The sequence below is a fragment of the Actinomycetota bacterium genome, from assembly GCA_035540895.1.
Lineage (GTDB): Bacteria > Actinomycetota > JAICYB01 > JAICYB01 > JAICYB01 > DATLFR01.
The window spans coordinates 1-3,377 of the sequence record DATLFR010000071.1; the positions used below are offsets into that span (position 1 = coordinate 1).

Here is a 3,377-nt window from a genome sequence, read left to right on the forward strand (position 1 = left end):
GGTCTGTATAATCGGCCACGGCTCCTCCGGGGCGGCCGCCGTGCAGGCCGGGATCTCGGTGGCCGTCGAGACGGTCGAGGCCGGGCTGGTGGACCGAGTGACCGAACGCCTTCGAGCCGAAGCCAGAGAGGGAGGGACGCAGTGACCCGCGACGAGGTCTTCGCGCTGATCAGGGGCCGGCTGGCCGAGTTGATGGAGTGCGACACGAACGAGATCAAGATGGAGACCCGCCTCGAGGAGGACCTGGAAGCGGACTCGCTCGACCTCGTCGAGCTCGCGATGTCGCTCGAGGAGGAGCTGCACCTCGAGATCCCGGACGACGAGCTGGAGGGGATCCGGACGGTCGGGGACGCCGTCGAGTTCGTCGCCGAGCGGGTCGGTGCGAGCAGCTGAGGATGCCTCCGGCGGGCGGACCCTCGTCGGACCCCAGAGACGCCCGTGACGCACTCGTCGAACGGCTGGGCGTCACGTTCCGCGACCCGGATCTGTTCGAGCTCGCCCTCACCCACCGGTCCTACGCCTACGAGCAGGACGTCGCCGACACCAACGAGCGGCTGGAGCTGCTCGGCGACGCGGTCCTCGACTTCGTCGTGACGGACCTGATCTTCAGGCGGTTCCCGTCCTACGTCGAGGGCGACCTGGCCAAGCTGCGCGCCTCCCTGGTCTCGGCTCCCACCCTGGCCGAGGTGGCGGCTGGCCTGGGCCTGGGCGAGGCCGTGAAGCTGGGGCGGGGGGAGGTCCTGACGGGGGGACGCGAGAAGCCGTCCATCCTCGCCGACGCCCTCGAGGCCCTGATAGGCGCTGTGTACATCGACAGGGGGATGACGGTGGCGCGTCGGGTCGTCCGCGACCTCTTCGGGGACCGGATCGCGGCCGCGGTCGGGCAGGAGGTGCCGAAGGACGCGAAGACGAGGCTGCAGGAACGGGTGACGCGGCTGGTCGGTGCGCTCCCGGCTTACCGCGTGACCGGTTACGGTCCGGACCACGCGAAGCGGTTCCGCGCCGAGGTGCTGGTCCGCGACGAGGTGTACGGACGGGGGGAGGGGCGTTCCAAGAAGGAGGCCGAGCAGGCGGCGGCGGCTGAGGCCGTCGCCAAGCTGGCCACGGAGCTGGATGGGGTGGTCGAGGGTGCCTGAGCTGCCCGAGGTGGAGACGCTGCGTCGACAGCTCGAGAAGGAGTACCTGGGCAAGCGCATCAAGTCGGCTCAGCTGAAGAGCCGCAAGTACGTGAAGGTCGCGAAGCCCGGGAAGAAGAAGGCGGTGAAGACCGACGCGAGCCCGAAGCAGATGAACGACGCGCTCGCGGGTGGGAAGGTCAAGGCGGTCTCGCGTCGCGGGAAGTACCTCATCTTCGAGCTGGACAACGGATGGTGGTTCGTCGTTCACCTCGGGATGTCCGGCCACATCGTGAAGGCGACGCCGAAGAGACCCCCGGACAAGCACACCCACGTGGTCCTGCAGTTCACGCAGGGCAACGACCTGCGCTACTTCGACGCCCGCCGGTTCGGGGAGTGCTTCGTCGTACAGGCCGAGCAGGGGGACGAGGTGCTCGGGCACGTGGGACTCGACGCCATCAACCAACCCATCCCCTGGCAGATGCTGGGCGAGCTCGTCGCGGAGCGGAACTCGAAGCTCAAGGCGCTGCTGATGGACCAGGAGTTCATCTCGGGCCTCGGCAACATCTACTCCGACGAGGTCCTGTACCTCGCCGGGCTCCCGTGGGACCGGCCGTCCGGGAGCCTGACCTCCAACGAGACGCGGCGGCTGTCCCGGGCGGTCGGCGAGGTGATGACCGAGGCGATCAAGCACCGGGGCACCACCCTGGAGGACGGCGGGTGGCGCGACCTCTACGACGAGGTGGGCGAGCACCAGGAGCACCTGGCCGTCTACGGGCGGGAGGGGGAGCCGTGCCGCCGGTGCCGGACCCCCATCCGCAAGGTGCGGATATCGAACCGATCCCACTACTTCTGTCCGCAGTGCCAGGCCTGAGGTGTTGAAGGAACGCGCCACCTGTGGCAGGCTGGGGTCCGATGCGCCGCTACATCACAGCACTCCTCACGCTCGCGGCGGTCCTGGCCCTCTGGGCCATGCCCGTCCCCGCCTCCGCCGAGACGCACTACGTGTACGACGGCGCCCGCGGTAACGCCCAGACGACCGGTTCCCTGGTCTCCTACGCCGGCTCTCCGCAGGCCGCGATCTGGGTCGACCGGCCGCTGGCTGCGGGCGTGTACACGCTCCGCGTCGAGTACGCGGTGCACGCGGTGGGAGCGAACTCACTCATCGGCGTGACCTTCGGCAACCACTCCTCGTCCAGGCCCGCGGGCGCCTTGGGAGCCGGCACGGTCAACGTGCCGAACGTCAAGGTGGCCGAGACGACGCGCCGGGTCGAGGTCTCCCTGACCCCGGGACCCACGCTCGGCTACTCGGCCGTCCAGCTGCTCGGCATCACGGTCGCGAAGACCGGCTGACGACCCCCGGCGCGCGCAGTAGCGTTACGGGATGTCCTCCCGAGGTCCTTCCGTTACGCAGGACGTACTGAGCATCGAGCTCCTCGGCTCCCCGGCCATATCCGCCGGCGGACGACGCGTCCAGGTAGACACACGCAAGGCGGTCGCGCTCCTCGCCTACATCGCCGTGACGCGGGAGTCGCCCCGCCGGGACACGCTGGCCGCGCTCCTGTGGCCCGACCATGACGAGCGGCGTGCCCGGGCAGCGCTGCGTCGCACGCTCTCGGTTCTGAGGTCGGGCTTGGAGGACCGGTGGCTGGTGGCCGAGCGCGACCAGATCTCCCTCGACCGCGGCGGTGTCCGCCTCGACCTGGACGAGCTCAGGTCCGGCGCGGCCGGGTGCGATGTCCATCGGGGGGCCCCGCAGCCGGCCTGTGACGCGTGTTTCGCCGGGCTCTCGAGCTCGGCCGAGCTGTGGCGCGGGGACTTCATGGCCGGGTTCGCACTGAGGGACAGCGCCACCTTCGACGACTGGCAGTTCTTCCAGGCGGAGGGGGTCCGTCGGGAGGTCGGCGTCCTGCTCGAGCGGCTCGTCGAGGCCCTCGTCCAGCGCGGGCGCACCGACGAGGCGATCGCGCAGGCCCGGCGGTGGCTGGGCCTCGACGAGCTCAACGAGGCCGCGCATCGGCGGCTCATGTCGCTGTACGCGATGACCGGCCAGCGTTCGGCCGCGCTGCGCCAGTTCCGGCGGTGCGTTGCGGTCCTCGGATCGGAGCTCGGCGTCGCGCCGCTGGAGGAGACGACCGAGCTGTACGAGGCGATCCTGGCCGACCGGCTCCCGGCCGCGCCGCCCCCCGCCCCCGCCGTCCATACCGCTCCCGCTCCGGTCGGCCTCCCGCTCGTCGGGCGGGAGGCCGACCGGAGCGGGAG

General features: G+C 70.7%; 5 protein-coding genes. All 5 read left to right on the top strand.

All coding sequences use genetic code 11. The features are described 5' to 3' along the window. Nucleotides 1-141: 141 nt before the first annotated feature. Entirely contained in the window at nt 142-393 is a 252-nt protein-coding gene (gene acpP / locus VM840_04040; GenBank protein ID HVL80746.1) for an acyl carrier protein, read from the top strand. A gap of 2 nt (nt 394-395) precedes the next feature. Further along, on the top strand, nt 396-1,136 hold the full coding sequence (rnc, locus tag VM840_04045; protein ID HVL80747.1) for a ribonuclease III: 741 nt from the start codon (nt 396-398) through the stop codon (nt 1,134-1,136). After that, a complete protein-coding gene (gene mutM / locus VM840_04050; protein HVL80748.1) occupies nt 1,129-1,989 on the top strand; it encodes a bifunctional DNA-formamidopyrimidine glycosylase/DNA-(apurinic or apyrimidinic site) lyase in 861 nt (286 codons plus the stop codon). Before rnc ends, mutM begins: the two co-directional genes overlap by 8 nt. 41 nt (nt 1,990-2,030) lie before the next feature. Then, nucleotides 2,031-2,468 carry a hypothetical protein gene (locus VM840_04055; GenBank protein HVL80749.1) on the top strand — a complete coding sequence of 146 codons (438 nt, stop codon included), beginning with the start codon at nt 2,031-2,033 and terminating at the stop codon, nt 2,466-2,468. A gap of 31 nt (nt 2,469-2,499) precedes the next feature. Beyond that, nucleotides 2,500-3,377 (top strand): BTAD domain-containing putative transcriptional regulator (locus tag VM840_04060; GenBank protein HVL80750.1); only part of this gene is annotated, 878 nt, incomplete at its 3' end.